Genomic DNA, 25,006 nt, shown 5'->3' on the forward strand with positions numbered 1-25,006 from the left:
GCGTTCGAATCAGCGGACGCGCAGCCCCGGACCAGGGACGGTCCGGACCTCTACGCGTCGAAACGGCGACGGGCGGCCTCGATGTGACCGAGGTACTGGTGGGTCCAGTCGCACATTCTGTGGACGGTCTCCCGCAGGGCCCGGCCCGACTCGGTGAGGGTGTACTCGACCCGGGGCGGCACGGTCGGGTGCACACACCGTTCGACGAGGCCGTTGCGCTCCAGCATGCGCAGGTTCTGGGTGAGCATCTTGTGGCTGATGCCCTCGATGCCGTTCCGCACCTCACCGAAGCGCAGAGTGCCTTCACCCAGGGCGTCGATGATCAGGAGCGCCCACTTGTTGGCGACGTCCGAGAAGATCTCCCGCGCCAGGGAGTCCGCGCGTGTCAGGTCCGCCTGTTCCTCGGCCGAGCCCGTGAACTCCTTGGTAACCAAACGGTTCCCCAGTCACCGAAAAGTGCGTTCTTCCATGTCAGTGGCCACTCTCCTACGGTTTCTGAGTAACCACAAGTGACCGGCGGACGGACGGCCCGGTCCGGTCCGGTGGAGACGAGCCCTCGGGCTCTCATGACAAGGAGGCGGGCAGTATGGCCATCACCCTGGTGAACCCCGGCGGACTGCCGGAAGTCGATGCCTACAGGCAGGTGTCGATCGCGACCGGGTCGAAACTGGTCTTCGTCGCCGGGCAGGTCGCCTGGGATGCCGACGGGGTCACGGTCGGCCCGGGTGATCTGGCCGCTCAGGTCGAGCAGTGCTACCTCAACATCGGCACCGCCCTGGCCGGAGTCGGTGGCTCCTTCGCCGACGTGGCGAAGCTGACGGTCCACGTCGTGGACTGGACCCCGGAGCTGATGCCCCTGCTCCTGGAGGGCATCTCACGTGCGGCCGCGAGGCTGGGAGCCACCCCGGTACCCCCGGCCACACTGTTGGGCGTCGCAGCGCTCGACGTACCCGACCATCTGGTGGAGGTCGAAGCCACGGCGATCATCGACTGAGCAAGTGCGCTGCGCACCCGTCCGCACCGCCTGCGGTGTGCGGGAATTCAGTGGTGGGCGTGGACGACGGCGTGGCCCTTCCCGCGGCCGATCATCCACTTGTTGACCGGTGTGGTGACCAGGAAGGCCACAGCGAACCCGCCCAGCAGCGCCGCCCAGAACAGGCCGTCGGACAGGTGGGCGTCCATCGCACCGGGGACCAGAGCGATGATGCCGTTGTCGACGAGTTCCATCACCGCGATCGAAACGGTGTCCGCGGCGAGCGCCACCTTGACGGCGCTCCTGAAGCCCAGGCCCGCCCTGCGGACTGCGAACAAGGTGAAGGCGTAGCCGAAGACGAACGCCAGGGTGATCGCCAGAACCATGGTCTGGACATTGCCCCAGAGCAGGGCGGTGCCGATGACCATGCCCAGGATCTCGCCGATCGCGCACCCGGTCAGGCAGTGCAGCGTGGCCTGGGCCGCGGCCTTCCAGGTGGCTCCGCCCACCCCCTTCGCGGCGGGGTTCTGATGCGCGTGGTGTTCGTGGGTGCTGCCCTCATGGTGCGTGGTGTGGTCCATGGCGTTCATCCCGTTCCCGTCCGGTGGTCCGTCCCTGAAGCGTCCACACCTCAAAACCATATACCCCCCCAGGGTATTCCAGGCGGTGTGGAAACGCTCCGGGCGGGGCCGGCCCCGAGGGCCCGCCTCGCCCCGGGCGGGACTGCCGCTCAGACCTGGCCGAGGTCCGAGCTGAGCCAGCGCTGCGGTCGCATGTGGATGACCACCTGCTCGCCGTGCTCCTTCCAGGCGAAGTCGACGTAGCCTTCGACCTTCCCGGCAGGAAGGTAGCGCGCCGAGATCTCCAACAGCTGTTCGCGGGTGGCGGGGGTTGTCGCGATGACGGGGCCCTCGACGGAGACGTAGCGGATGGTCGGGGCGACTCGGTCGACCATCAGGCTGAACCGTCCCGCCCCGGCGATCAGGACCCCCTTGCGGGAGTCGCGCCCCGTCATGATCCAGATGTCGCCGCCGGGCTCGTACTGGTACCAGATCGGCACGGTGAGCGGGGCCCGTCCGGTCTCCGCAGCGTCCACGGCCAGGGCGGCGACATGGGGCTCGGCCAGAAACTGTTCACGCTCTTCGCGGTTCAAAGCCACGGGTTCGACTCCTTCGTGAGCACTTGTCGGGGCGTCAGATGCCGCATTATGCAAGGTTCGCCCCGCTTCTTCGGTATCGACAGGTCCCGTTGCGCAGAGGGAGCGCGGACAGCCTTCCGGGCACCGGGCGCGGGGTTCCTTCCCCCTGCCACCGACGCCTCGCGAGGGCACCTGCCCTGGTATCGGGACCGCTCAAACCATCACCTGCCGCTCGCTCGCCTTGGACCCGCACACCCACGGACCACGCCGCTCCTGACCCGGATGCACGCGAGGGACGGGGCGTCCCATGCGTCCAGTCGGCAGCGTTGCGGGCCGACAGACTGCCGAACCATGCCCAGGCACGTGCAACCGGGATGATGAAGGATCCCGGACATGACCCATGCGCTCGAAGTGACCTGCCGCGCCCTCTGGAAGCGCACCCTGTGGTTCTTCGTCGGACTCGGGGCGGTCTGCGCGGGCCTGGCGGGCGTGCGCCTGGTTCTCCGGGGTCCGGACCCGGGGCTGGCCGTCGGCCTGTTGCTCGCGGCGGTGGGCATCGTGTCGCTCCACAGGGTCACCGCCGAGGTGAAGGCGGACGCGCGCGGGCTGCACCACCGGACGCTGCTGCGCCGCCGTAGCGTTCCCTGGCACGACATCGCCGACGTACGTGTCCACCGGAAGTACACGAACACCTCCCGGGGCGAGGAAGCCCGTCGAGTCAGCGTGTTGCTGCGCGACGGACACAGGCGAATGCTGCCTCTGCCGCACAGCCGGTCCCTCCATGACCCGGACTTCGACGCGAAGCTGGACGGGCTCCGCGCGCTGCACCGCCGTCACGGAGCCCCGGAGTCGACCCACCTCCCCGTCATCTCCCCCCGTACGGCCGGGCGCGGCTGGGCCGCGCTGCTGGGCCTGTGCGTACTCCTGCTCGCGTGCGCGGGCGGGGCCGCGTGGTTCGTGCCGAACGCCGCGTCGAACGAGCGGGCGTGGAAGTCGGCGACCCCGTGCACCGCGGCCACGCCCGCGGCGGAGCGCCGCGAGTGCCTGACCACGCTGCCGACCGTGATCGCGCGGACCGATGCCAACCGGCCCAAGCAGAGCAGCTGGCTGTACTTCGCCGACAACCGGCCCGTGCGGCGGGTCGCCGTCTCCCAGGAGGACGCGCGGGCGTTCCGGTCCGGTGACCGCGTCGAACTGACCATCTGGCGCGGCAGGGTGAGGGAGGTCGCCGGAGAGCTTCACGTGTGGCGCGAGCACATCCACACCGCCGGAGAGGCGGCCGTCATCGCGGCGGCGTTCGCCCTCGCCGCGGGCTGTCCCGGCGCGCAGTCGCTGCTGCGTCTGCGCGGGCGCCGGCTGGCCGACGACGAGGTCCTCCCGTCGGTCCTCCCGTTCGGGGGCGCGCTCGTCGGAACTGCCCTGTGGCTGCTGCCGCTCTGCTACCTCCACCCCACGACCCTGCCCACGACTCCCGTCACGGTCGCGTGGGCGGTGGCGGGGGCATCGGCCACTCTCGCCCTCTTCATCTGGGCCTGGCGCGCCACGGGTGTCCGCAAGCCGGGAATCGGGGTGGCGGGAAAGGTCGGAGAGCAGGGACGGGAGGTGCACCTGGCGGCCCGCTTCCTGGAACACACCGAGTACAACCCGCACGGCTTCGGCACCCACATCGTGCTCGGGGACGGTCCGCCGGCGGTGACACCGCATCCCGGCCCGGGCAGGTTCGCGGCACGTCGGATACCGGTGGAGCGACTCACCGTGAAGGACGTGCGGCGCATCCGGGGCAGCGACGGCGACACCGTCCCCAGGAGCTGGCACATCGCGGAACTCGATGACGCGGGCGAACCAGTCCGCCTCGCGGCCGCCCCCACCGACCTGACCCGCATCGTCCACGAGCTGCGCGCTGCCGGCACACCGGTGGAGGCGGTGAACCGCGAGGCGTGACCGTCCGCGGCAGCCGGAGCGAGCAGGTTCGGACGGCCTGGCGGGCTCCTTCAGGGTGCCTGGAACAGGGTCGGGAACCGCGGTGCGAGCCGGGGCTTGCGGCCCCAGGTGAGAATGCGACCGCGGGCGATGGCCCCCCACGGGTCGCAGCGGCCGAGCGCGATGAGCAGGAAGGTGACCGGTTCGATCAGGATGGTGCAGTCCGTGCGGCCCTCCGGCTGCGGGCTCACGACCGCCGCGCCGTCGGTGAAGGTCACGGTGAAGCGTGTTCCGCCGCGCAGCCGGATCCCGAAGCGGGCGGTCAGGCCGGCGGCGGCCGCATCGACGACATGCGGCATGACCGTGAACATGAACGGCAGGGCCAGTTCGACCCGGGTGCGGTCGACCATGTGCGGCCGCCCGACGGCACGGGCGAGGTCGTAACCGTGGCCGAGCATGTGCGTGAGCAGATAGGAGCCGAAGACAGCCATGTTCATGGGGCCGAGCGGCGTGGCCACCGTGTCCTCGGCCGCACGCCGCTCCGCCGCGTCGAGGAACACATCGGCCTGCGCCACGATCATGTCGGCCAGCGGGTCACCGGCGCGCTCGCCGAACCGGGCGAGCGCACGTTCGTTGGCCGCCGCCAGACTCGGGGCCGTCCCGTCACCGTGACTGCGCTCGCGGCCCGACGCGATGTCCGCCATCAGCTCGTTGGCCAGCGCCAGATGGGCCGCGGCCTCGCCGAGCGTCCACGTCGAACCGGGAACGGGGCCGCCGGTGTCGGCAGGACCGCGCAGCAGTGCCGCAATCTCCGTCGCGGTCTTGCGTATCGCATCGGCGACACCGGGAGGCAGGGCGCCTCGCACGTCTCGGGCAGGCGTTGCTTCCACGTCCGGCTCCCCACTCTTCGCCCGGGAGGATCTCGCCGCCCCGGTCTCGACGGTCGGCCTGCCTGACGCGAGGGCCGACGGATCCGTGAAGGATGACAGGACGCTCAGCGCGAGCCGTCACCGGGCGGGCCTGCAGCAGGTGACGGGGTCGGCGCCCCCGCTGCGCACCTGGGCTCAGGCCGACAGCACTCTCAGTACGAGCGCGGCTGCGGCCAGCAGGGTGAGGATGACGGGCGCCGCGATATCGAAGTCCTTGGCACGGACGTGGGTGATGACCGCCCCTATGAAGTAGAGGACCGCACCGGCCGCGGCGGCGGCACCGATGAAGGGCACCGCGAGTCCCACCAGGAGCCCTGCGGCGCCCGCGGCCTTGAGCACGGCGAGCCTCGGGAACCACGAATCGGGGACGCCCACCTTGGCCATCGAGGCCGCGACGGTCTCGTTGCGTGTGAAGGTCAGTACGGCTGAGGCACTCAGAGCCAGAGCGAGAAGGATGCCGACTGCCGCGTAGGCGATGAACATGGCGTACCCCGATGTCTTCAATGATGGATGCTCGAATATCGTTGAAGCGTATCAATGATTTATCGGGTTCCACAATGGAGTCCCTGATACGGTATGGGTATGGCAGCTCAGGACGGGGTCACCCAGGAACCGGCGGGGTCGCCCGCATCGCCCGGCGACCCGGACCACCGCCTCGGCTTCCTGCTCGCCTATCACGGCGGCATCACCGAAACCGTGATCCGCAAGGCTCTCGCGACCACCGGGCTCACGCCCCGGAAGACGATGACGCTCCTGCAGCTCGCCGACGGGCCTGTCACGCAGAAAGCCCTCATCGAGAGGCTCGACGTCGACCCGAGCGTCCTCGTCGCCCTGCTCAACGATCTCGAGGGCGACGATCTCGTACGCCGCAGGCGCGACCCCGCCGACCGCCGTCGGCACATCGTGGAGATCACCCCCGAAGGGACCTCGCGGCTCCGGAAGTCGGACATCGCGCTCGACACCGTCGAACGGGAACTGTTCGCCGGCCTGTCCGAACGCGAGCTCACGACTCTGCGTCGACTGCTGGACAAACTGCGGACCTCTCCGGAGGACTTCAGCTGTACGGAGGTATGAAGCGGCCGAGGGCCCCGTTCACCGCCGCCGAAGGACCGGCCACGGGGTACGAGTTCCCCCACGCCCGTCGCACGGCCGCTGAGAAGCAACACGTTCGACCTGCCTTCGGCAGGCGTTCACCGATCGTTCCCGCCGATCTCTTCGGCGCTCCCGACGATTCCCTCATGACGCACATGACTCGTGTCAGGGCCTCCTCCACCGCCCTGGCCGCTGCCCTCCTCGTCGGCCTGGCAGCCCCCGCGGCCACCTCCGCCGGCCACTCCCCCCTCGGCCACGAAGGTTCTTCCCGCACGCGCCTCCCGTTCAGCTCCGCCGAGGTGACGGCGAACAAGGACGGCTCGTTCACCGTCGAGTGGACGGCCCCCGGTATCCGTCATGTCGCCGTCCGCGCGGACGGCCGCACCGTCGCCACCGGCGGCTCCACGGGCAGGGTCACGGTGCGAGGGCTGCCCGCCAAGGACCGCCGGTGGTTCGATCTCACCCCCGCACACGGCGGCTCCCTGCGTCTCGCCGACCGACTCATACAGCTCGAGGGGGCCGTCAACTTCCGTGACGCGGGCGGCTATCGCACCGCGGACGGGCAGTGGGTGAAGATGGGCGAGATCTACCGGTCCGACGCCCTCGACAAGCTCACCGCCGCGGACCTCGCAAAGCTGCGGCGCCTGTCCATCCGTACGGTCTACGACCTGCGCACGGAGTCGGAACGCGGTGGCGCACCCGACCGGGTCCCCTCGGGCGCCACGCACGTCGTCGCCGATGTACTGGCCGGCTCTCCGGGCTTCACCACCATGCCGACCACCGCCGCGGAGGCGACCGCGATGATGGTCGAGGGCGAGAAGTTCATGGTCAGCGGCGACACCGCCGCGTCGGCCTATCGCACGGTGTTCTCCGGAATCGCGGACGACGACGCGCACGGCGTCCTGTTCCACTGCACCGCGGGCAAGGACCGTACCGGCTGGGCGAACGCCGCCCTCCTCACGGCACTGGGCGTGCCCCGCAACACGGTGATGGCGGACTACCTCGCCTCCAACGACTACCGTGCCGAAGCCAATGCCGCAGCACTCGCGTCCATGCCGCCGCAGCAGGCTGCGGTCTACAAGCCCCTGCTGGACGTCCGTGCCGAGTACCTCAACTCGGGATTCGAAGAGGTCACCCAGGCGTTCGGTTCCTTCCGGACGTACGAGCAGCGCACGCTCGGTCTGAGCAGCAAGGACCTGCACGGCCTGAAGCGGGACCTGCTGGTCGGCTGATTCCGCCGGGCGCCCGGTGCCGGTCCGGTCCTGTCCCGGTCCGGTACTGCGTCCGGGCGCCGGAGGACGCCGGATGCCGCCCGAAGGATGCGCACCCGCACAAAGTGCGGACCGATGTGGCGTTTCGACGTGCGCGGCAGCTCCTTCGTGGGCGACGGTGGACCCGCCCCGGTATCTGCGGGCCACCGCACCCGTCCTTCTGAGGAGACTCGCATGAACCTGACCATCGAGGTCATTCCCGTCCCGGTCACCGACATGGACCGCGCGAAGGAGTTCTACACCGTCAAGGCCGGCTTCAAGCTGGACCTCGACGACGAGGTCGCCCCGGGCATGCGCATCATCCAGATGACGCCGCCCGGTTCACGGTGTTCGATCGCGATGCTCGAAGGGATGCCCGCCGCGCCCGGTATGAAGCAGATGACTCCGGGCACGCTGCAGGGCATTCAGCTCTGCGTCACGGACATCGAGGCGGCCCGCGAGGGCCTGGTGAAGCGGGGTGTGGACGTCTCGCCGATCCGGCACGTCGGCGCGACGGGCTGGGAGGACGGCAAGGGCGACACCTGGAACTCGTTCATGTCGTTCGAGGACCCGGACGGCAACGGCTGGGTGGTGCAGGAGGCCCCCTCGGAGCTCTCGGAGCGCTGAGCGGCAACCTTTCGGACAACGGCGACCACTGTCTTCCTGTCAGCCGTCGGCCAGGAAGAAGGAACTCGTATGCGTGTCGTCAGCATGTCCACGGTAGTGGTGCTGAGTGCCGTGCTCTCGGCGGTGGCGGTACCCGCCGGGGCCGCCACCGCCTCGTCGGCCATCGTCGTGGCCGTGGACGGGGACGACTCCGCCACCGGTACCCTCGACCACCCCCTGCGGACCATCCAGAGGGCCGTGGACAAGGCGCGCCCCGGTGACACCATCGCCATCCGGGGCGGCACGTACACGCTGGTGGACAACATCACCATCACCACCTCGGGCGAGGCGTCCCTGCCGATCTCCCTGGGCGCGTACCAAGGTGAACGGGTCGTCATCGACGGGGAGCAGCTGCCCGCGTCCCACACACCGGTCGGCGGCAGCATCCCGCGCGCCGAGCGCGGTGCCATCCACCAGGAGGCGTCCCACTGGCGGGTGTCGGGCCTGGAGATCGTCAACGGTCCGTACGGCTACTACTGCGACGGCTGCGACAGCAACGTCTTCTCCCGGCTCACCACCCGCGACAACTACGAGACCGGCTTCCAGCTCCAGGGGGACTCAAGCGACAACCAGATCCTCGACCTCGACAGCTACGGCAACCGCGACCCGCGCAAGAACGGCGAGAGTGCGGACGGCCTGGGCATCAAGGAGGGAAGCGGAACGGGCAACGTCGTGCGCGGCGCGCGACTGTGGAACAACGTCGACGACGGCTTCGACGCCTGGAAGTTCGCGTCCCCGATCCTGATCGACAGCACGATCGTCTACGGAAACGGGTTCAACCGCTGGGGCTTCCCCGACTTCGCCGGCGACGGCAACGGCTTCAAGCTCGGCGGCGGAACGCCTGCGCCGGCGATGGGCCACACGCTGCGCAACTCGTTCGCCTTCAAGAACGCGAAGCACGGGATCACCGACAACGGCAATCCGGGCGCCCTCGCCCTGACCGGCAACACCACGTTCCGCAACAGCGGCACAGGCTTCGACGCCGACACCTCCGGAGCGGTCGCCGTACTCACCCGCAACCTGTCCGTTGCCGACGGCAAGGCCGCCGCTCTCGGTACGGGAACCGTCACCGACGGCAACTCATGGAACCTCGGCGGTACATGGAACGAGGCTTCGGTCCTGAGCACGGACACGGGCGCCGTCACCGGGGCACGCGCGGCCGACGGCTCCGTCCCCTCCGCACCGGACCTGTTCGTACCCCGCAACGGCGCCGCCGTGGGCGCCCGGATGTGACGGGCCCGGGCAGGAGCGCGTCAGGACGCTGTCAGGACGCCTCCACAGCGGCCTTGATCCGCTGTCCGAACGCGGGGGCGTCCTTTCGTGCCCCGGCGACGGCGAGGCCGACCAGGAGCTTGCCCAGGCGGTGACCTTCGAGGTCGTTGAAGATGCGCACCCTGGTCCTGCCGTCCGCGAGGGACTCGAGGTCGTAGCCGCCCTCCCGGGCCGTCACGAGGTTGCTGGACAGCTCGTTCCACCGGATCCGGTTCGGTGCGACGAACTCGCTGATCCGGAACTCCCTCCGGGTCGTCATGCCGGCGTCCTTCACCGTGCTGCGGAACACGGTGCCCACGGCGGTCGGACCGGCCGGCGTCCTGGAGATCTCCTGCACACGAGGGCTGAACTTCCTGTCGTTCTCGCCGTCTGCGAGAAAGGCGAAGACCTCTTCGACAGGACGGTCGACCTCGACCGTCGCCTCGAACTGAGCCATGGGTTCTCCTCGTGACTGGCGGGCGCAGTGTCCGGGGGACATCGCTGTGGCGTATCCCGGGTGCATGGTGCCTCTCGCCATCCGCCGTCCGCCACCGCGCGGCGGCCGGTACGGCACGTCCGGCCGGACCAAGGGGCCGGTGACGGCGGCCCGTGACGGCAGATGGACCGGTCGGGGGCGAGTACTGCGAATGGGTGGCCCGGACGGCAGTCACAGCGTGGCGTTTCCGGCGCGGCGGGAGGCCCTGCCCACGCGCAGGTACACGCAGGTTCCCTCCCTGCCTGTCCCCTCAGGGATGACGGCCGGACGACGCCGGACCGCGCCTCGGTCGGACGCCCCTGCCGGTTCCCCCGCGCCCTGTCTTTCACGCTATTGACGACAGGTCACTTTCCCTGCCTCAAAGGGCGGCCTGCGGCCCAGCATGCCCAAGTGGACAGTCGAAAAGAACTGAAGTCCCGAGCCGCGGTGCGGCCCGGCGAACATGGGGTTCCGCCGGGCCGCCCGCTGCTGCGGGCCGTGGACTACTCGTCGATCGCGGCAGCGTACGCGGCGTCCACGGCCGGTGCGCCGAGCGAGCCGGCGCCGTACGTCCACGATCCGGCGGTGGTGATCCCGCCGGAGCCTGCCGAGAGCACCCACACGACGCCGTCGCCCGTGTTCTCGCCGGGGGCGGAGGCCAGCAGACCGAAGCGGCCGTCCCTGTTCGGGTCGGTCAGCCTGACCTGACCGCCCCAGCGGTCGCCCTTCTCCGCCGCGCCCGGAATCCGGGCGGAGTTCTGGTCCCACGAGGCGGCGCCGGTGGCGGTCAGGCCGGTGGCGGCTCCCCGCAGCACCCACACCGCTCCCGCATCCGTGACCGTGCCGATGTCCTCGCCGGCCGCGCCCACGGCCACGTCCGCGTAGCCGTCGCCGTTGGTGTCGGCCACGGACAGATCGGTGCCCCAGCCGTCACCGCGCTCGGCCGTGCCGGGCACGCCGGCCGAGTCCTGTGTCCACCACTGCGGCGGGCTGCCCGCTCCGTCGACGCCGAGCGGGCCGTCCGGGCTGCCGTAGTAGACACCGACCAGGCCACCGCTCAGTGTCTCGCCACCGTCGTCGGGGCTGTTCGGCTCGCCGGTGACGAGGTCGTCGTAGCCGTCGTTGTCGATGTCTCCGGACGCCGCGACGGGGCCTCCGCGCAGCTCGCGCTCGTACACCAGTCCCTCGTCCTGGCCGGAGAAGAAGGACGACCAGCCGTAGCCGGGCTCCGTTCCCCCGGTGACCCCGGAGACGATGAGGTCGGCGAGACCGTTGTTGTCGTAGTCGCCCGTGGTCAGGGACTTGGGCAGGATCTGCCGCTCCTGCGCCCGTGCTGCGGGGCGGCTCCGCTCGGTGCGTCGCAGGGGCGCCTTGCCGGCCTTGGACGCCGAGTCGTACGCGTACAGGTGGAGCTCGTCGCGATCGAGTACGGCCAGGTGATCACCCGGGACTTCGGGGCTGAAGCGGGCCGCGGCGAGGGCGCTGCCGAACTTCTTCCCGGTGGCGGGCTCAGCTGGATCCAGCCAGTCGCCGGCGGCACCGGTCAGCCCTTTCGGGGAGCCCCACAGGACGGTGAGGCGACCTGCGTCGGCGGCGGCCCCGAGGTCCTCCCCCGGAGTGCCCACGATCGCGTCGTCGTAGCCGTCCGCGTCGAGGTCACCGGTCGCCAGGGCAGCGCCGAACCGGTCACCCGTCTCGGCGGATCCGGCGACTCCGGATGTGGACTGGCTGATGAGCGCGGCGCGGCTCGTGCCGATGCCGGCCGACGCGCCGTACTGCACGGTCACGTATCCCGCGCTCTTCTTCCCGCTGACGGTCCCGCCGGGAGCGCCGACGAGCACGTCCTCGTAGCCGTCGCCGTCGAAGTCGCTGTTGCGGTCACGTGCGTGCGTCCCGCCGGGGGTACCGGCGTGAGCAGTGGGTGCGGCGATGACCGCTCCCGCCGAGAGGAGAACTGCGGCCGCGGCAACGGCGGCCGAACGGTGTGTGCGCACGAGCGGCTCCTTGACTCAAGGACGACCGGGCAGGCGCCGGGGGGATGTCCGGAAGGGCCCGTTCCTTCCTGGCGCCTTGTTTGACCGCGCGTGAGGCAGAAGGGTTGTACGGAAAGGCCCGCACAGTGCCGGGGCGACATCGCCGTTGCGGGAGGTCAGTGCGCGATGTTGTCGATCAGCTCGCGTGCGCCCTGACGCAGCAGGGCGACGGCCACGGAGGTGCCGAGGGCCGCCGCGTCGAGAGGGCCTGCCCACTCCTGCGCGTTCAGCACCGTCTTGCCGTCGGGGGTGAACACACAGGCGCGAAGGGAGAGGTCTCCGTTGCGATGGGCCGTGGCGTAGCCGGCGATCGGCGAGTTGCAGTGGCCCTGCAGGACGTGGAGGAACATCCGCTCCGCCGTGGTCTCCCGGTAGGTATCGGGATGGTTGAGTCCGCTGACCGCTTCGATCGTGGCGGTGTCGTCCTCCCGGCACTGCAGGGCGAGGACTCCGGCGCCGATCGGGGGGCACATGGCGTCCGCTGTGAGGATCTCGGAGATCACGTCGGCGCGGTCGATGCGCCGGAGTCCGGAGACGGCCAGGAGGAGGGCATCGGCCTCACCCGCGGCGAGCTTGGCGAGGCGCCTGTTGGCGTTGCCCCGGAAGGGCACGCAGTCCAGATGGGGGTGGGAGGCGGCGAGTTGGGCGACGCGGCGCACGGAGGAGGTGCCGATTCTCGTTCCGGGCGGGAGCTGACCGAGGGTGAGTCCCCCAGGGTGGACGAGGGCGTCGCGGATGTCGTCCCGCTCGAGGAAGGCGGCGAACGTCGTGCCGGCCGGCAGCGGCCGGTCTGCGGGGACGTCCTTGACGCAGTGCACGGCGAGGTCCGCCTCGCCCGCGAGCAGGGCCGCGTCGACCTCCTTCGTGAAGGCACCCTTGCCTTCGACCAGGGCGAGGTCGCCCATCCACTTGTCGCCCGTCGTCCTGACCGGGATCACCGCGGTGGCGGTGGCGGGATGGAGCGCCGCCAGTTCGGTCCGGACGCGTTCGACCTGGGCCAGGGCCATGGGCGAGTCGCGGGAGACGATGCGGATCAGCTCAGGGGCGGACATGCCGTTCACGATAGTGCGCCGGAGTGGAGCCGCGACGGTCCGCCGCAGGAACACCGGCCACGGGTACCGAATTCTTCGCGGAAACGGACGGCACGTCAGGCGATTTCCAGCCGCTTTGAAACGGCGCTCCGGGCACGGTCGTTGTGCGCGTGCCCGCTCGGGAAGCCCCCGGCGATACGCACGGACGATCTCTGCGGACCCTCCGACCAGGGAGACTCCAGGTCCTGGCGTGACACGCCCCTCGCACCCGCATGCTCGAGCGACCGAGAACTGGGCGGATTCGACGCCCCGCACCCGCAGTATCTGGCCGATTCACCTCCGTGCGCCGCCCCTCACTCCCCCGAGGACTGTCAGCCCCACGACGAGATCCCTAGCATGACCCCTCACGGCTACGAGAATTCTCTCTTTGACCTGGCGAGGGGCTGGATGAGCAACGGGGACACCTTCATTCCGAAGAACATCGACGTGAACGTGCCGAGCGTGGCGCGGATGTACGACTACTACCTGGGCGGCAAGGACAACTACCCGGCCGACCGGGTGGCCTGCGAACAGTTGCTGGAGGTCGTTCCGAGCACCAAGGTCCTCGCCGTGAACAACCGGCGGTTCCTCCGGCGTGTGGTGCACCACCTGGCGTCCGAGTACGGGATCCGGCAGTTCATCGACCACGGATCCGGCCTGCCGACGCAGGACAATGTCCATCAGGTCGCCCAGCTCGTCGACCCCGAGGCCCGGGTCGTGTACATCGACAACGACCCCATCGTCCTGGCCCACGGCAAGGCGATACTCGAGGAGAACAGCCGGACTGCCGTCATCCAGGCGGACATGCGTGACACCGAAACGATCTTCGAGCACCCCGAGGTCACCCGCCTGATCGACTTCGACGAGCCCGTGGCCGCCCTGTTCGTGTCCGTGATGCACTGCATCCCCGATTCGGACGAACCCGCCGCGCTGGTACGCCGGGTGGCGGACCGGCTGGCTCCCGGGAGCTTCCTGGTGGTGTGCCAGCTCGTGAGCGAGGACAAGGCGACCCGCGACTTCGTCACGGACTTCATGGCGAAGAGCACGGGCAACCGGTGGGGGCGGGTGCGCCGGGAGGAGGACGTACGTGTCTTCCTGGAAGGGCTGGAGGTGCTGGAGCCCGGCCTGGTCGAGGTGTCGACCTGGCGGCCCGACTCGGATCTGGCGCCGAAGCAGGAAACCCAGGAGTGGATCGAGTTCGGCGGGGTCGGCCGCAAAGGGTGACGTGACGGGCCTGCCCGCACGGGACGCCCGCCGTTCCGCCGGCTCCGCTCAGGTGTAGCGCCTGAGCGCCTCCCCCAGCAGGTGCCGGCTCTCGACGGGGCTCGGGGACTGGGCACTGAGGGAGTCCAGGATCCACCGGTACTCGTCGGTGCTCTCCGGCTTGTTCACGGACGTGGCGTTGGTCAGGTGCTCGATGTAGGCGACGTCGGGGAGTCCGCTCATCGCGAACCGAAGGTACGTGATGCCGTTGCCCGGCGACGTATGGGCGGTCACGTCGAACGGGGCGACCTGCACGATCACATTGGGCAGTTCGGTCATTTCCAGCAGGTGGGCCAGCTGCTCACGCATCACACGCGCGCCGCCTGTGGGCCGCATCAGAACCGCTTCGTCCAGGAGCACCCAGAGTTTGGGCGCATCGCGACGGTGCAGCAGCTCCTGTCGCTTGAGCCGCAGCTCGACACGCCGCCTCGTCGTCTCCTCCGCCTCCATGGCGTGCCCCGAACGCACCACGGCGTAGGCGTAGTCAGCCGTCTGCAGGAGCCCCGGAATGTAGTGTCCCTCGTAGGTCCGGATGGACGCGGCCGCCTCTTCCAGACCCACCAGGGGCTCGAACCAGTCCGGCAGCACATCGGCGTAGCTGCGCCACCAACCACGCTGCCCGGCCACGCGCACCAGTTCGACGAACTCGGTCGCCCGGTCCGGATCGGTGACGCCGTACAGCGCCAGCAGGTCGACGGCGTCGCGTTCCTTGCACGGGGAGTGCCCCGTCTCCATCCGGCTGATCTTCGCCGTGGAGCAGCGAATCCGGGCGGCCGCGGCGTCGGGGGTGATGCCCGCCTCACTGCGCATCCGTCGAAGCTGGGCGCCCAGAACCAGGCGCAGGGCCGTAGGACTTGACCCTGCGGCCGGGGTGGGCGCCGGCTTCGGTGAAGGCAGCGGTTTCGTTCCGGGCATGCGGGCTCCTGAGGGCGGACGTCTCAACGCCAGTGTGCCATCAGGGAGTCCCCGAAGGACCGGGTCAGCACGAGACCATGGCGCGCTTTCAGCCGATCACCCTGTCGAAGTCACCGTCCCTGACGCCTGCGAGGAAGGCTCGCACCTCGGCCTCGGTGTAGACGAGGGCGGGCCCTTGCGGGTGCCTGGAGTTGCGCACAGCCACATCGCCGCCGGGCAGCAGCGCCATCTCGACGCAGTTGCCACTGGGGTTGCTGTGATGGCTCTTCATCCAGGTCACATCGGTGAGGGAGTCGGCGGGGACGCCGTTGTCAATGTGCTGCATGCGGTGCACTCCTTGTGCGGCAGTTGCTCGGACCACTCCTGGCGCGCGGCCAGGGCCCGCACCGGGTGAACAGTTGTCCCCTGCTCACACCCGGGGGTGCAATTTCGGATGCAATTGCATGGAAGGGCGGACGGCGAGGATACTAGTGGGCGTCCGACCCCTTGGCACCACCAATCGGCTTTCACCGGAGAGTGATCAGCGCTCATGCATGCGGAGAAGGCACCCCCTCGCGGAGAGGGCGTCGAGTCGTCGGATCCGGCCGAAAGCGAGAGCGCGCTTCGCCGGGACTGGGCGCGGGACCTCGGCATCGGGGCAGCCGGATTCACGACTCACAGCCTGGCCGCCGATGCCGAAAGTCTGCAGCGGGCACGGTCGTTCGTCCGCGACGCACTGGAACAGTGGGGTCTGCGGTCCTTCTCGGACGAGGTCGCGCTCGTCGCGGGTGAGCTGGTCAGCAACGCCGTGTGTCACGCGCTGCCCGCGTCCGGGGAGCCCGCCGCGAGGTCCACGGCGTGGCTCGGCCTCGCACGTCAGGACAGCACACTGGTCTGCGCGGTGAACGATCCGAGCCCCGAGGTACCCGTACTACGCGACGCCGACGAGTCTTTGGAGCGCGGCCGGGGCCTGCGCATCATCAACGCCTTGAGCAGCTCGTGGGGTTGGTCCCTTCCTACGAGCGCGGGCAAGACCGTCTGGGCGCGGATCCCTGTTGCCCTGGGGCCCTCCTCGGGGCCCGGCGCCGTCCGGCCCGGTTCGGCCTGATCCGACCGGCCCGGGGGGGGGGGACCGCCGAGATCCGGCCCGATCGGGTGGGGCCGCTGCGGTAGGACCTGGCCGGGAAGGCGGGCGTGGCCCTCCGGGAGCAGGGGCCGGGTCCTGACAGCTACAGGCCGACGAGCGCCGTCCAGGCCTCGGCCAGCACCGCGTGCCCGAGCGGGGTCGGGTGGACGCCGTCCCCGGCGATGTGCCGGGCTCCGCCCGAGGTCCGCGCGGCCTGGTTGAGCAGACCGTCGGCGGCCAGCAGCGTGGCGTCGAACTCCTCGGACAGCCGGCGGACCGCGTGGATCCGGGGGTCGAGGTCCTCGCGCCAGGCCCACTGCTCGGCCGTGACCGGAACCAGGAAGGGTTCGACGAGAATCAGCTGCGCGTCCGAACCTTCCCGGATCTGCGTGAGCATGGTCCGGTAGTCGTCCTCGTACGAAGACAACGAGGTGATATCACCCGAGTCGTAGCGGCACCAGGTGTCGTTCACGCCGATCAGCACGGACACCACGTCGGGCTCGAGGTCGACGGCGTCCTCGCGCCACCGGGCCCGGAGGTCCGAGGTACGGTCGCCGCTGATCCCCCGGTTGATGAAGGTGATGTCGCTCTCCGGCCGCGCAATCCGTACGAGATCGGCGGCCAGCCGCGCGTAGCCCCGGCCCAGGGGGTGGCCCGGGTCGGTCGTCCGGCCCGCGTCGGTGATGCTGTCCCCCTGGAACAGGACGGTGGCTGAGGCGTGCAGGCTGATGGTCACGCAATGCTCCGAAGGGTGTAGAACGCCGAGGCGCGGGTGCCCTGTCCACCGTGTGGCGGCACAGCTGCAACCTGGCAAGGGCTTCGCCTCCGGAGCAGCCCGCTTCCGTCCACCGGGACCGTCGGCACCGGGTCGAGGACTACCGGAAGGACGCGGGTGCGCGCACCGCGCTGAAGTCGAGCGCCCTGTCCACCTCTCGCAGGGTCTGCTCCGCCACCCGTCGCACCTCGGCGGGAACGTCACCCTGTTCCTCCACGAGGCCGGCGTAGATCGGTGCTTCGGATCTGTCTACGAAACTCACGGCGAATTGCCCATCGATAGGTAATGCCCGCCAATCAGCGGAAACGGGAGCAGAGTCTACGCGTCCCCCTCCGGCCGCCGAGGGGCGCATCGGGGATCGGGCGCCACGCCGCGGAAAACCGCTTGTCGGCAGGCATGACCGCTGCCAGGATGATCACACCGAAGGGGTGTAGCTCAGAGGCCAGAGCGCCGGTCTCCAAAACCGGATGCCGCAGGTTCGACTCCTGCCTCCCCTGCTCGCGCAGGACCGCCGCCGGCCCGCGACCGCACGTGCGGTCGCGGGCCGGCGGCGTGAGTGGAACCGGGCCGGTTCGGTTACTCGATGACGAGTTCGACGTCTATGTTGCCGCGGGTGGCCTTGGAGTACGGGCAGAAGGCGTGCGTGGCCTCGACCAGCCGACGGCCGGTCTCGCCCTCAAGAGCCTCCGGCAGCTCGACGCGCATGACCACCGCGAGGCCGAAGCCCGTGTCGTCCTTCCCGATCGACACCTCGGCCGTCACGGAGACGTCCTTGGTGTCGAGCTTCATCTCGCGGCCGACCGTGCTCATCGCGCTGGCGAAGCAGGCCGCGTATCCGGCGGCGAACAGCTGCTCCGGATTGGTGCCCTTCCCGTTGCCCCCGAGGGCGGGCGGCAGGGCGAGGCCGAGGTCGATCTGGCCGTCCGAACTCACTGCCCGGCCTTCGCGGCCGTTCGCGGTGGCGACAGCGGTGTACAGCGCGTCCATGGAATGACCTTCTCTCGTACGACGGCGACCGCGGGCCGGCCGCCTCCAAGAGAATTGCACATAACTTAATTGTGCACAACTCAATGACGGGCGGCAGGTTACTCTGGACTCATGACGCCACCGCCGATTCCCGCACCCGACCTGACGGACCTGCCGGACTCCGAGCTCCTCCGGCTGGACCACCAGGTCTGCTTCTCGCTCCAGGCAGCCTCCCGCGCCTTCGGCGGCGTCTATCGCGAAGCACTCAAGGAGCTCGGCCTCACCTACCCCCAGTACCTCGCGATGATGGTTCTGTGGGAGCACGGCCCACTCCCGGTCAAGACGATCGGTGAGCGGCTGCACCTGGACTCCGGAACACTGTCCCCGCTCCTCAAGAGGCTGGAAACGGCCGGACTCGTCCGACGCGAACGCAGCCCGGAGGACGAACGGTCGGTCACCGTCCACCTCACCGGGGCGGGAACCGGGCTGCGCGAGCGCGCGCTGCCCGTTCCGCGCACGATCCTCGGAGCCACGGGCATGTCGGTCCAGGAGATCCTCGCCCTGCAGGAGACTCTCGGACGGCTCACGGCCTCCCTGAGCCGGAACGACTGAGCTCGCTCGTCGCCCTCGCACCCGAACCGCAGCGGTAGCAGGACTGTGCCCGCCGAAATAGGATGCACGTACTTACGCACCGCGGAGCGGCCCATGAACCGGCGTCGAACTCCCAGATCAGCGAGCGCCGAGGACCTGCTCAGCACACTGCAACACCTGACTGCCCGTGCCCGGCAGGAGGTCGAGCTGCATCAGGCGCGAGTCGAGCTGGCCGGCGCCCTGCAGCGCAAGATGCTGCCTACTGCGCTGCCCTCGCTGCCGGGCCTCCAGATCGCCGCCCGATACGCTCCCGCCCGCGACGGGCTGGACATCGGCGGCGACTGGTACGACGCATTCCTGCTCCCGGACGGTTCGCTCGGACTCGCCATAGGTGATGTCCAGGGCCACGACGTCGAGGCGGCGGCCTTCATGGGGCAGATACGGATCGCCATGCGCGCCATCGCCATCACGGCAACTGATCCGGGCGAGGTCATGGGCCGGACGAACGACTTGATTCTGTCGGTGGACTCCAGCCTCTTCGCGACCTGCTCGTTCCTCCGGCTGGACCCCGTGACCGGGGACCTCCAGAGCGCGCGGGCCGGTCATGTGGCCAGTGTGTGGGCCACCGCCGACGGTCGGTCGGGGATCACGGCGGACGCGGGAGGGCTCCCACTTGGCATCGACGCCCAGCAGGACTATCCGGTCACGCGGCGCACGCTGGCCGCCGACGGATCCTTCGTCCTGGTCACCGACGGGGTCGTCGAAGGGCCTTCGCTGTCGATCGGGGACGGTCTGGAGCGGGTCAGGCGGCTGGTGAGCTCCCACGCCGGGGCCACGGCCGAGGAGCTGGCCGACAGAGTGCTCCGGGCAGGGGCGCTCACCGGCCACGAGGACGATGTGGCCGTCCTCGTGCTGCGTCACGAGCCTCCCCCGCCGGGCGCCAGGTGACGTAGGGGCCGGGCCGCGCGTGTCACGGCCGCCCGCTGTCATGGGCGGTGTCTGATGAGATGCGTGATCCGCAGCGAGGTAACGAGACGTCGGACCCTGCTCGGCCTGCAGATGGCAGGCATCGCAGCTGCCTATTACGCGTCCGGACAGCTCGGTCTGTTCAGGCAGGTGACCGTCAACGGCGCCGTCGTCTCGCCGCTCTGGCCTCCCACGGGCATCGCTGTGGCCGCCCTGCTGTACCTGGGTATGCGGGTCTGGCCCGCGATCGCGGTCGGATCGCTGCTCAGCGTCGTCTCGATCAGCGGCGAACTCAGCCTCTCGAGCGCCGGCATCGCGGCAGGCAGCACGCTGGCCCCCGTGTGTTCGTATCTCGCGCTCCGAGCGGTGGGTTTCCGCATGGAGCTGGACCGCCTGCGCGACGGCGTCGTCCTCGTCTTCCTGGGAGCCATGGGCAGCATGCTCATCAGTTCGACCGTCGGTGCCGGAGTCCTGCTGCTCAACGGGAATCTCCCGTCGGGGAAGTTCTGGCCCGTCTGGTCGGCCTGGTGGGCCGGCGACACCATGGGAGTACTCATGGTGACTCCGCTGCTGCTCGTCCTGCGTACGGCACGCCTGCCGCGGCGTGGTGACCGGTGGGCGGAGCCCGCGGCACTGGCGGTGGTCACGGTGGTGCTTGCGGTGATCGCCACCAGGAGTCCGCTGTCCATGATCTACCTGGTGTTCCCGCCGCTCGTCTGGGCCTCGCTGCGCTTCCAGCTGGCAGGCAGCGCCCCGTGCGCCCTCCTGGTTTCCCTCATGGCGATCATTTCCGGAACCGACCGAGTGGGGCCGTTCGACGGCCACTCCTGGCTCGAGATCATGCTCAACCTGGCGATCCTCAACGTCTGCGTGGCGCTCACCGCACTGCTCCTGGCGGCGATCGTCGCGGAGCACAACAACATCCGCCACGAGACGGAACTGGCGTGCGATGAGCTCGCCGCCCTGGTGGAGGAGCTCGCACCACACCCGGCACGGCGCCGCGGGGCGGCCGGGCCGGAGGAACGGCCCGGCTCTCTCTGACCGCTTGGGGGCGTCCGGTCGAACTCAGCCGTTCCCGGCGGCGTCGTTGCCGTTGCCCGCACGGGGAAAGTGGTACGCGAGGAACTCGTTGCGGAAGGTACCGGTGGGGTCGAACCGGTGGGCGAGCTGCTCGAAATCGGCGTAGTGGCCGTAGAGGGTGCGCAGCGTCCCCGGAGGGGTGGTGAACACCTTGCCCCAATGCGGCCTGGCCCCGAACGGGGCCAGTGCCTCCTCGATGGCCGCCAGGACGGGTGTGACCGCTGCCGTGTCGGGCACCCAGGTGAAGTGGAAGGCCACGGAGTCGGTGCCCTGGGCGGGGCTCAGCCACAGGTCGTCGGCGGCCACCGTGCGGATCTCGGCGATCTGCAGAAGCGGTGCGATGCGCTCCCGGACGCGGCCCAGGGCTTCGTAGGCCGCGACCGCGTCCTGCCGGGCGACGAAGTACTCCGACTGGAGTTCCTCTCCGTTGCTCGGGGTGAATTCGAGCCGGAAGTGGGGAAGCCGGGCGTGCCAGGGGCCGGGGTCGCCCTGCTGCGGCGTGCAGTACTCAGCCGGCATACCGGGTACGGGATGGCGCGGCCCGTCCGCGAGCGTCGCGCCGAGCCACCGGGGCGGCGCCGTACGGTGTCCGTCCCCGGTCACCCGCTGCTTGAGCCACACCTGGTCGATCGGTCCCTCCCGCCAGCGGGTGAAGAGGCTCACGCTGTAGGCCTCGGCCATCACGTCGCCGAAGCGGCCGAGCAGTTGTTCCTCGGGCAGCCCCTCGTACACCCATTGCTGGATGTCGAACGCGGGCACGAGGTCCAGGGTCACGCTGGTCACGATCCCCAGCGCGCCGAGGGAGACGACGGCACCCGCGAACTCGGGGTCCCCCCTGCGCATCGTCACCACGGTGCCGTCCGCCGTGACGAGCTCCAGCGCACGCACCGCACCCGCGAGGGAACGGTTGCCCACGCCGGAGCCGTGAGTGCCCGTCGCGCAGGCGCCCGCGACCGAGATGTGGGGCAGCGATCCCAGGTTGTGCAGGGCGAATCCGCTTCGGTGCAGCGTCTCGGTCAGTTCGCCGAAGCGCAGCCCCGCGCTCACCGTCGCGGTGCCGGCCTTCCTGTCGATCTCGATCGACCGGGGCAGCCCGGCCACGGATATCAGGTCGCCGTGGGTGTCGGCGACCGTGTTGAAGGAATGGCCGGTGCCCAGCGCCCGTACCGCACTCCCGGCGGCGACGATGCTCCGGAGCTCGGCCGTCGTGGCGGGCGTGTGCAGCTTCCGCGCCCCGAAGGTGATGTTCCCTGCCCAGTTGCGCCGCGGGACCGTGCCCGCCGTCCCGGGGTCCGACGAATGATCGATCATGACTCGGGAGCTTACGCTCCACCCGTCCACCCCCGGCCCTGTGCCGCGCTCCGGCTCAGGCCTTGCGTCCGACACCGCTGACCGCGTGGCTCTCCGGGGAGTCCGGCCTGTCCTGACCGGGGTCCGGGCGCCAGGCCGACGTCCTGACGATGCCCGGCTCGACCACGTCCAGCCCGTGGAAGAACTCGGCGATGCGTGCGGGACTGCGCAAGTGGTAGGAGCTCGCCGAGTTCGCGTTGTAGGCCTCGATGGCGCTGTTCAGCGAGTCGCTCGTGTCGGTGCCGTCGGCGAGTGCAAGACAGCTCCCGGACGGCAGCCCTGCCAGCAGGCGGCCGACGAGCGCCCACGGGTCCTCCTCGTCAGGCAGCTGGCCCATGATGCCGAGCAGGGTGAGGCCGACAGGCCGACCGAGATCCAGGGTCCGGGCAGCCTCTTCGAGGATGCGGTCCGTGTCGCGCACATCGGCGTCGATGTACGCGCAGGCGCCTTCGGGTGTACTGCTCAGCAGCGCCCTGGCGTGCGTCAGGACGAGTGGGTCGTTGTCGACGTACACGATGCGGGACTCGGGAGCGATCCACTGGGCGACCTCATGCGTGTTGTTCGCCGTGGGCAGCCCCGTGCCGATGTCGAGGAACTGGCGGACTCCGGCCTCGCCGGCCAGGAAGCGGACCGCGCGGGCCAGGAAGGCGCGCTGGTCACGGGCGATACCCGCAATGTCGGGAAACATCCGAAGGATCATCTCGCCCGCCGCAGCATCGGCCGGGTAGTTGTCCTTGCCTCCGAGCAGGTAATTCCATACGCGGGCGGAGTGCGGCCGGTCCGACTGCAGGTCGGCCGGCGGCTGTCCGGGAATGCTCATGGCGAAAGCCTCACACACTGCACCTTCGGGACACCGGCAGGGAGTGGACGACCGGAGCGCTCCTCAGTAGGGCAGGGTCCGCCCGGACGGGGTGCGCAGGTCCAGTGGGGGCGGCCCCGTGGGGGGCGGCGGACGACGGACGATCTGGATGCGGCCCACTGCCACCACCTCCTCCTGGTCATCCGGTATTTGCCCACCCTGGCGCTCTTCACACGTCCGGACCGGTTCCGGACGTGTGAAGAGCGCCAGGGCGCCGACCGAGGATGCGGCCGCCGCGATGTGCGGTGACCCTTGAGGGGAGGGGGACGCCGACCGGAGGAGACCAGTCATGTCCGCACTGGACAAGATCAAGAAGATGTTGAAGGGGCACGAGGACCAGGCCGGCAAGGGCGTCGACAAGGCGGGTGACATGGCCGACGGCAGGACCCAGGGGAAGTACCGCAGCCAGGTCGACACCGGCCAGGACAAGCTCAAGCAGCGGCTCGGCGCCGACCGTGACAAGGACAACCCGCCCCGTACCTGACGAGAGAACGCCGACTGCTTGGCCGGCCCTTTCCGTACCACGCGTATCCGCACGCCGGACCGGGTGACACCTTCGTGCCACCGCGGTCCGGCGTGCGGTGTGCCGGGCCGCGGTGGCACGGTGCGGGAAGGAGCTCACAAGACCGGGCCGGGGATTCCTGTTATCGTCCCCGCCGCACGCCGTCTCCCGAGTGTGGGCAGTGACGGAACAGGATCCCGGAAGAGTGAGCACACCATGGGCGAGGCACGCGAGACGGCGTTGATCAAGGCGGCGCAAAAAGGGGACCAGCAGGCCCAGGACCAACTCGTCGCGTCGTACCTGCCGCTGGTCTACAACATCGTCGGCCGTGCTCTGAACGGCCACGCCGACGTCGACGACGTCGTGCAGGAGAGTGTGCTGCGCATGCTCAACGGCCTCCCCTCGCTCCGCTCTCCGGGGAGCTTCCGGTCGTGGTTCGTGGCCATCACCATGAACCAGATCCGGGGGCACTGGCGGGAGCGAAGAACCGGGGACATATCCGCCGACCAGATTGAGGACGCGTACGACGTCGTCGATCCCGGGGCCGATTTCGTCGAGCTGACCATCGTCCGCCTCGGCCTGACCGGACAGCGGCGGGAGGCCGCCGAGGCCACTCGCTGGCTGGACGAGGACGACCGCGCGCTGCTCTCGCTGTGGTGGCTGGAGACGGCGGGCGAGTTGTCCCGGGCCGAGGTCGCCGCTGCGCTCGACCTCTCCCCGCAGCACACCGCGGTACGCATTCAGCGGATGAAGGCCCAGCTGGAAGGGGCCAGGGTGGTGGTGCGCGCGCTGGCCGCGCGCCCGCGCTGCATCCTGCTGGAGGACCTCACCGCCGGATGGGACGGGGTGCCGTCCGCCCTCTGGCGCAAGCGCATGGCCCGCCACGCGCGTGAGTGCACGGTGTGCTCGGGCCACGGGTCGGGCATGGTGCCGGCCGAGGGCCTGCTGGTGGGCCTGGCTCTCGTACCCCTGGCGGCGTCCGCCGCCGGTGCGGGAGCGTCCATGGCCGGTAGGGACATCCTCCCGGTGGCCGAAGCCACGCACCTGTCCGGTCCGGGACGCGCCGAGCGGCGGCGGGGTCAGGTGCGGCGGCGCCGCCGCACCACCGTGCTCGCGGGGCTGGTGGCGGTGATGGTCCTGGGCGGGGGAGGCACCGCGGTGCACCTCTACACGGACGGGGACGACGAAGGTCCGGCAACGGCGGTCGCGCCTCAGGCCGGCTCCTCCCCCTCACTGTCCGCACCGGAATCCCTGTCCGCTTCGCCTTCCCCCTCGCCGTCCTCCGCATCACCCTCTCCATCTCCGTCCCGGACGAAGAAGAAGAGCGCCTCCCCCACCCCCAAGGCCGCTCCGAGCACGCGTGCACCGTCCTCGAAGCCGCCGGCCGCACCGGCGCCGAAGCCCGCGGACCCACCGCCGTCCTCGGCCGCCGAGGCGGTCACGGCGCTGGTCAACGCCGAACGCGCGAAGGAGGGCTGCGCAGCGGTCCGCAGCAACAGCGAACTGGCGACGGCCGCGTCGCGGCACTCCGCCGACATGGTGTCGCGCGACTACTTCTCGCACACCTCCCCCGACGGCACGGACCCGGGCGACCGCATCACGGCGGCGGGCTACCGCTGGAGCACGTACGGCGAGAACATCGCGAAGGGGCAGAGCACTCCGGCCGCGGTGATGGACTCCTGGATGAACAGCCCCGGCCACCGGGCGAACATCCTCAACTGCGCGTTCAAGGAGATCGGGGTGGGACGTGTGGACTCGTCCGGCGGCCCTGTATGGACGCAGAACTTCGGAGCCGCCTTGTGACGTCGCGCGTCCGGCAGGCCGTCACATTCCGGAA

The 25,006-nt window shown here is 70.0% G+C and carries 28 protein-coding genes and 1 tRNA gene; 14 read left to right on the forward strand and 15 right to left on the reverse strand.

Going from position 1 to position 25,006, the window contains the following annotated elements; translation table 11 throughout:
- Positions 1-50: 50 nt before the first annotated feature.
- A complete protein-coding gene (locus OG844_RS11355; RefSeq protein ID WP_406389764.1) occupies positions 51-434 on the reverse strand; it encodes a winged helix-turn-helix transcriptional regulator in 384 nt (127 codons plus the stop codon).
- A 152-nt stretch (positions 435-586) separates the two neighbouring features.
- Between OG844_RS11355 and OG844_RS11360 the strand changes: the two genes are divergently transcribed.
- Positions 587-994 carry a RidA family protein gene (locus OG844_RS11360; protein WP_406389765.1) on the forward strand — a complete coding sequence of 136 codons (408 nt, stop codon included), beginning with the start codon at positions 587-589 and terminating at the stop codon, positions 992-994.
- 47 nt (positions 995-1,041) lie between these two features.
- On the opposite strand, the gene OG844_RS11365 is transcribed toward OG844_RS11360, so the two are convergent.
- Both OG844_RS11365 and OG844_RS11370 read right to left on the reverse strand, forming a co-directional pair.
- Positions 1,042-1,554 (reverse strand): DUF4396 domain-containing protein, encoded by a 513-nt coding sequence (locus OG844_RS11365; RefSeq protein WP_406389766.1) that lies wholly within the window; start codon positions 1,552-1,554, stop codon positions 1,042-1,044.
- Between the two features lie 149 nt (positions 1,555-1,703).
- On the reverse strand, positions 1,704-2,132 hold the full coding sequence (locus OG844_RS11370) for a pyridoxamine 5'-phosphate oxidase family protein (protein WP_406389767.1): 429 nt from the start codon (positions 2,130-2,132) through the stop codon (positions 1,704-1,706).
- A 372-nt stretch (positions 2,133-2,504) separates the two neighbouring features.
- Here OG844_RS11370 and OG844_RS11375 point away from each other — a divergent pair, with 372 nt between their 5' ends.
- Entirely contained in the window at positions 2,505-4,052 is a 1,548-nt protein-coding gene (locus OG844_RS11375; protein WP_406389768.1) for a PH domain-containing protein, read from the forward strand.
- A 50-nt stretch (positions 4,053-4,102) separates the two neighbouring features.
- Here the strand turns inward: OG844_RS11375 and OG844_RS11380 are convergent, their stop codons facing one another.
- The gene (locus tag OG844_RS11380) at positions 4,103-4,921 is read right to left on the reverse strand and encodes a maleylpyruvate isomerase family mycothiol-dependent enzyme (RefSeq protein WP_406389769.1); all 819 of its coding nucleotides are present in this window, start codon (positions 4,919-4,921) and stop codon (positions 4,103-4,105) included.
- A gap of 174 nt (positions 4,922-5,095) precedes the next feature.
- Entirely contained in the window at positions 5,096-5,464 is a 369-nt protein-coding gene (locus OG844_RS11385; protein WP_406389770.1) for a DoxX family protein, read from the reverse strand.
- 78 nt (positions 5,465-5,542) lie between these two features.
- On the opposite strand from OG844_RS11385, the gene OG844_RS11390 reads away from it, so the two are divergent.
- From OG844_RS11390 to OG844_RS11405, 4 genes are all read left to right on the forward strand, one after another.
- Positions 5,543-6,034, forward strand: a complete 492-nt coding sequence (locus OG844_RS11390) for a MarR family winged helix-turn-helix transcriptional regulator (protein WP_406389771.1) — start codon at positions 5,543-5,545, stop codon at positions 6,032-6,034.
- A gap of 164 nt (positions 6,035-6,198) precedes the next feature.
- Positions 6,199-7,284: a tyrosine-protein phosphatase gene (locus OG844_RS11395; RefSeq protein WP_406389772.1), complete on the forward strand. Its 1,086-nt coding sequence runs from the start codon at positions 6,199-6,201 to the stop codon at positions 7,282-7,284.
- A 213-nt stretch (positions 7,285-7,497) separates the two neighbouring features.
- Positions 7,498-7,929: a VOC family protein gene (locus OG844_RS11400; RefSeq protein WP_406389773.1), complete on the forward strand. Its 432-nt coding sequence runs from the start codon at positions 7,498-7,500 to the stop codon at positions 7,927-7,929.
- Positions 7,930-7,998: 69 nt separating this feature from the next.
- Positions 7,999-9,201: a right-handed parallel beta-helix repeat-containing protein gene (locus OG844_RS11405; RefSeq protein WP_406389774.1), complete on the forward strand. Its 1,203-nt coding sequence runs from the start codon at positions 7,999-8,001 to the stop codon at positions 9,199-9,201.
- A 31-nt stretch (positions 9,202-9,232) separates the two neighbouring features.
- On the opposite strand, the gene OG844_RS11410 is transcribed toward OG844_RS11405, so the two are convergent.
- The 3 genes from OG844_RS11410 to hemC form a co-directional block, all read right to left on the reverse strand.
- A complete protein-coding gene (locus OG844_RS11410; protein ID WP_406389775.1) occupies positions 9,233-9,676 on the reverse strand; it encodes an SRPBCC family protein in 444 nt (147 codons plus the stop codon).
- Between the two features lie 521 nt (positions 9,677-10,197).
- A complete protein-coding gene (locus OG844_RS11415; RefSeq protein WP_406389776.1) occupies positions 10,198-11,688 on the reverse strand; it encodes an FG-GAP repeat protein in 1,491 nt (496 codons plus the stop codon).
- 155 nt (positions 11,689-11,843) lie between these two features.
- Positions 11,844-12,779, reverse strand: a complete 936-nt coding sequence (gene hemC / locus OG844_RS11420; RefSeq protein WP_406389777.1) for a hydroxymethylbilane synthase — start codon at positions 12,777-12,779, stop codon at positions 11,844-11,846.
- A gap of 426 nt (positions 12,780-13,205) precedes the next feature.
- On the opposite strand from hemC, the gene OG844_RS11425 reads away from it, so the two are divergent.
- A complete protein-coding gene (locus tag OG844_RS11425; RefSeq protein WP_406389778.1) occupies positions 13,206-14,021 on the forward strand; it encodes an SAM-dependent methyltransferase in 816 nt (271 codons plus the stop codon).
- A 48-nt stretch (positions 14,022-14,069) separates the two neighbouring features.
- On the opposite strand, the gene OG844_RS11430 is transcribed toward OG844_RS11425, so the two are convergent.
- Complete coding sequence (locus OG844_RS11430) at positions 14,070-14,975, reverse strand: helix-turn-helix domain-containing protein (protein ID WP_406389779.1); 906 nt, start codon at positions 14,973-14,975, stop codon at positions 14,070-14,072.
- An 88-nt stretch (positions 14,976-15,063) separates the two neighbouring features.
- Positions 15,064-15,300: a DUF397 domain-containing protein gene (locus tag OG844_RS11435; protein ID WP_406389780.1), complete on the reverse strand. Its 237-nt coding sequence runs from the start codon at positions 15,298-15,300 to the stop codon at positions 15,064-15,066.
- 204 nt (positions 15,301-15,504) lie between these two features.
- On the opposite strand from OG844_RS11435, the gene OG844_RS11440 reads away from it, so the two are divergent.
- Positions 15,505-16,062, forward strand: coding sequence for an ATP-binding protein (locus tag OG844_RS11440; RefSeq protein ID WP_406389781.1), 558 nt, complete (start codon positions 15,505-15,507; stop codon positions 16,060-16,062).
- A gap of 121 nt (positions 16,063-16,183) precedes the next feature.
- On the opposite strand, the gene OG844_RS11445 is transcribed toward OG844_RS11440, so the two are convergent.
- Positions 16,184-16,816 (reverse strand): SGNH/GDSL hydrolase family protein, encoded by a 633-nt coding sequence (locus OG844_RS11445; RefSeq protein WP_406389782.1) that lies wholly within the window; start codon positions 16,814-16,816, stop codon positions 16,184-16,186.
- Positions 16,817-16,955: 139 nt separating this feature from the next.
- Positions 16,956-17,117: a hypothetical protein gene (locus tag OG844_RS11450; protein WP_351174722.1), complete on the reverse strand. Its 162-nt coding sequence runs from the start codon at positions 17,115-17,117 to the stop codon at positions 16,956-16,958.
- 162 nt (positions 17,118-17,279) lie between these two features.
- Between OG844_RS11450 and OG844_RS11455 the strand changes: the two genes are divergently transcribed.
- Positions 17,280-17,352, forward strand: a tRNA-Trp gene (locus OG844_RS11455).
- 79 nt (positions 17,353-17,431) lie between these two features.
- On the opposite strand, the gene OG844_RS11460 is transcribed toward OG844_RS11455, so the two are convergent.
- Entirely contained in the window at positions 17,432-17,842 is a 411-nt protein-coding gene (locus OG844_RS11460) for an organic hydroperoxide resistance protein (protein WP_406389783.1), read from the reverse strand.
- Positions 17,843-17,953: 111 nt separating this feature from the next.
- Here OG844_RS11460 and OG844_RS11465 point away from each other — a divergent pair, with 111 nt between their 5' ends.
- The 3 genes from OG844_RS11465 (at position 17,954) to OG844_RS11475 (ending at position 20,419) form a co-directional block, all read left to right on the forward strand.
- Positions 17,954-18,433 (forward strand): MarR family winged helix-turn-helix transcriptional regulator, encoded by a 480-nt coding sequence (locus OG844_RS11465; protein WP_406389784.1) that lies wholly within the window; start codon positions 17,954-17,956, stop codon positions 18,431-18,433.
- Positions 18,434-18,526: 93 nt separating this feature from the next.
- Positions 18,527-19,360: a PP2C family protein-serine/threonine phosphatase gene (locus OG844_RS11470; protein WP_406389785.1), complete on the forward strand. Its 834-nt coding sequence runs from the start codon at positions 18,527-18,529 to the stop codon at positions 19,358-19,360.
- A gap of 63 nt (positions 19,361-19,423) precedes the next feature.
- On the forward strand, positions 19,424-20,419 hold the full coding sequence (locus OG844_RS11475; protein WP_406389786.1) for an MASE1 domain-containing protein: 996 nt from the start codon (positions 19,424-19,426) through the stop codon (positions 20,417-20,419).
- 24 nt (positions 20,420-20,443) lie between these two features.
- Here the strand turns inward: OG844_RS11475 and OG844_RS11480 are convergent, their stop codons facing one another.
- Together OG844_RS11480 and OG844_RS11485 are read right to left on the reverse strand one after the other, a co-directional pair.
- Positions 20,444-21,769, reverse strand: coding sequence for an FAD-binding protein (locus OG844_RS11480; RefSeq protein ID WP_406389787.1), 1,326 nt, complete (start codon positions 21,767-21,769; stop codon positions 20,444-20,446).
- 55 nt (positions 21,770-21,824) lie between these two features.
- Positions 21,825-22,628 carry an SAM-dependent methyltransferase gene (locus OG844_RS11485; protein ID WP_406389788.1) on the reverse strand — a complete coding sequence of 268 codons (804 nt, stop codon included), beginning with the start codon at positions 22,626-22,628 and terminating at the stop codon, positions 21,825-21,827.
- Positions 22,629-22,956: 328 nt separating this feature from the next.
- Between OG844_RS11485 and OG844_RS11490 the strand changes: the two genes are divergently transcribed.
- Positions 22,957-23,151 carry an antitoxin gene (locus OG844_RS11490; RefSeq protein ID WP_406389789.1) on the forward strand — a complete coding sequence of 65 codons (195 nt, stop codon included), beginning with the start codon at positions 22,957-22,959 and terminating at the stop codon, positions 23,149-23,151.
- A 234-nt stretch (positions 23,152-23,385) separates the two neighbouring features.
- Positions 23,386-24,972, forward strand: coding sequence for a sigma-70 family RNA polymerase sigma factor (locus tag OG844_RS11495; protein ID WP_406389790.1), 1,587 nt, complete (start codon positions 23,386-23,388; stop codon positions 24,970-24,972).
- The last annotated feature ends 34 nt before the right edge of the window (positions 24,973-25,006 follow it).

It is taken from the genome of Streptomyces sp. NBC_00887, from assembly GCF_045207585.1.

Excerpts from the sequence above, each read along its gene's own strand:
- OG844_RS11410 (WP_406389775.1), bottom strand. The coding sequence starts at position 9,676 with ATGGCTCAGTTCGAGGCGACGGTCGAGGTCGACCGTCCTGTCGAAGAG.
- OG844_RS11495 (WP_406389790.1), top strand. The coding sequence starts at position 23,386 with ATGGGCGAGGCACGCGAGACGGCGTTGATCAAGGCGGCGCAAAAAGGG.
- OG844_RS11460 (WP_406389783.1), bottom strand. The coding sequence starts at position 17,842 with ATGGACGCGCTGTACACCGCTGTCGCCACCGCGAACGGCCGCGAAGGC.
- OG844_RS11425 (WP_406389778.1), top strand. The coding sequence starts at position 13,206 with ATGAGCAACGGGGACACCTTCATTCCGAAGAACATCGACGTGAACGTG.
- OG844_RS11430 (WP_406389779.1), bottom strand. The coding sequence starts at position 14,975 with ATGCCCGGAACGAAACCGCTGCCTTCACCGAAGCCGGCGCCCACCCCG.
- OG844_RS11435 (WP_406389780.1), bottom strand. The coding sequence starts at position 15,300 with ATGCAGCACATTGACAACGGCGTCCCCGCCGACTCCCTCACCGATGTG.
- OG844_RS11440 (WP_406389781.1), top strand. The coding sequence starts at position 15,505 with ATGCATGCGGAGAAGGCACCCCCTCGCGGAGAGGGCGTCGAGTCGTCG.
- OG844_RS11395 (WP_406389772.1), top strand. The coding sequence starts at position 6,199 with ATGACGCACATGACTCGTGTCAGGGCCTCCTCCACCGCCCTGGCCGCT.
- OG844_RS11485 (WP_406389788.1), bottom strand. The coding sequence starts at position 22,628 with ATGAGCATTCCCGGACAGCCGCCGGCCGACCTGCAGTCGGACCGGCCG.
- OG844_RS11490 (WP_406389789.1), top strand. The coding sequence starts at position 22,957 with ATGTCCGCACTGGACAAGATCAAGAAGATGTTGAAGGGGCACGAGGAC.
- OG844_RS11360 (WP_406389765.1), top strand. The coding sequence starts at position 587 with ATGGCCATCACCCTGGTGAACCCCGGCGGACTGCCGGAAGTCGATGCC.
- OG844_RS11480 (WP_406389787.1), bottom strand. The coding sequence starts at position 21,769 with ATGATCGATCATTCGTCGGACCCCGGGACGGCGGGCACGGTCCCGCGG.
- OG844_RS11365 (WP_406389766.1), bottom strand. The coding sequence starts at position 1,554 with ATGGACCACACCACGCACCATGAGGGCAGCACCCACGAACACCACGCG.
- OG844_RS11465 (WP_406389784.1), top strand. The coding sequence starts at position 17,954 with ATGACGCCACCGCCGATTCCCGCACCCGACCTGACGGACCTGCCGGAC.
- OG844_RS11405 (WP_406389774.1), top strand. The coding sequence starts at position 7,999 with ATGCGTGTCGTCAGCATGTCCACGGTAGTGGTGCTGAGTGCCGTGCTC.
- OG844_RS11400 (WP_406389773.1), top strand. The coding sequence starts at position 7,498 with ATGAACCTGACCATCGAGGTCATTCCCGTCCCGGTCACCGACATGGAC.
- OG844_RS11390 (WP_406389771.1), top strand. The coding sequence starts at position 5,543 with ATGGCAGCTCAGGACGGGGTCACCCAGGAACCGGCGGGGTCGCCCGCA.
- hemC (WP_406389777.1), bottom strand. The coding sequence starts at position 12,779 with ATGTCCGCCCCTGAGCTGATCCGCATCGTCTCCCGCGACTCGCCCATG.
- OG844_RS11375 (WP_406389768.1), top strand. The coding sequence starts at position 2,505 with ATGACCCATGCGCTCGAAGTGACCTGCCGCGCCCTCTGGAAGCGCACC.
- OG844_RS11470 (WP_406389785.1), top strand. The coding sequence starts at position 18,527 with ATGAACCGGCGTCGAACTCCCAGATCAGCGAGCGCCGAGGACCTGCTC.